This is a genomic window from Streptococcus sp. DD11, assembly GCF_001578865.1.
Lineage (GTDB): Bacteria > Bacillota > Bacilli > Lactobacillales > Streptococcaceae > Streptococcus > Streptococcus panodentis.
On the sequence record NZ_KQ969393.1, the window covers coordinates 454927 to 455967 of the forward strand.

2 protein-coding genes are annotated in these 1041 nt (G+C 35.4%); both read left to right on the forward strand.

Features of this window, described 5'->3' with window-relative positions:
• Window positions 1-24 precede the first annotated feature (24 nt).
• On the forward strand, window positions 25-477 hold the full coding sequence (locus STRDD11_RS05465) for a hypothetical protein (protein ID WP_128836115.1): 453 nt from the start codon (window positions 25-27) through the stop codon (window positions 475-477).
• Window positions 470-772: a hypothetical protein gene (locus tag STRDD11_RS05470; protein ID WP_241209322.1), complete on the forward strand. Its 303-nt coding sequence runs from the start codon at window positions 470-472 to the stop codon at window positions 770-772. The genes STRDD11_RS05465 and STRDD11_RS05470 overlap by 8 nt, the downstream gene beginning before the upstream one ends.
• Window positions 773-1041: the final 269 nt, after the last annotated feature.

Here is a 1041-nt window from a genome sequence, read left to right on the forward strand (position 1 = left end):
AATAAAGCAATACAAGGAGTCGCTATGAAGAAACGAACGAAAATCATAATTGCAACAGTTGCATCAATAGTGGCACTAGTAAGTATAGGAGGATGCGCCATGACTCAAAAAGAAAGTAATAAACAAGATAAGGAAGTTACTTCTTCAAAAAAGGCTATCAAAGATGACGAGGAAATTATCAAGCAAAAACAGCTCGCTTATCTCAAAGATCATGAGCAAGAAATAATTGATTTTGTGAAGGCCCAGAGTCCAAAAGTCGAATCAGTTCAGATTGATTGGGATGGGGTTAGATGGAGTGAAGCGAGTAATGGTACTCCTCAAGGTGGGGGGGAAATGTTGCAAATTTATGGAGGCTTCAATAATGCTGACAGTTCAAGTTGGGGAATATTAATTCCAATAAATGATGATGGAACATTAAATATGGATGGGATGTTCCTTAGTAATCAATTAAGAATAAGAGGTGATCTTTTTGCCTAATTGGAATTTAAAAAGTTTTGATAATATATACGCTTCGTTAGCGGAATCAGCCTATAGAGATAGACCGAATGGATTTAGTTTTGAACAATTACTTCCTGAAGAACAAAAAATACTTAATTCTGGTAAGTCTTTAGTATTTGACTTCTCTAAAGATGCCAAAGATAAAAAAGGCCAAGTTACCCAAGGTGGTGGCACTGACCTCCCCAACCAAGGGAAGGTTTATCTTCAACCTGACAATGAAGGACTGCTTGAAAACCAAAAGACAGGCTACAATGCCTACTGTGTCACTAGTTAGGTATTTGAAGTTATTCAGGGCGACATTAGCCACAGGGTAAAAAATTGAGCTAATAACTTTCTTGATATTGTTAGACGAAAAAATTAGCGGTATAATATTAATAAAGCCATACAAGGAGACGTTATGAATAAACGAACGAAAATCATAATTACAACAGTTGCATCAATAATAGCAGTAGTAAGTATAGGAGGATGTGCCATGATTCAAAAAGAAAGCAATAAACAAGATAAGAAAGCTGTTTCTTCAAAAAAGGATATCAAAAATGATAA

Bases quoted from the DNA above. Each gene is read 5' to 3' on its own strand.
- STRDD11_RS05465 (WP_128836115.1), top strand. From the start codon at position 25: ATGAAGAAACGAACGAAAATCATAATTGCAACAGTTGCATCAATAGTG.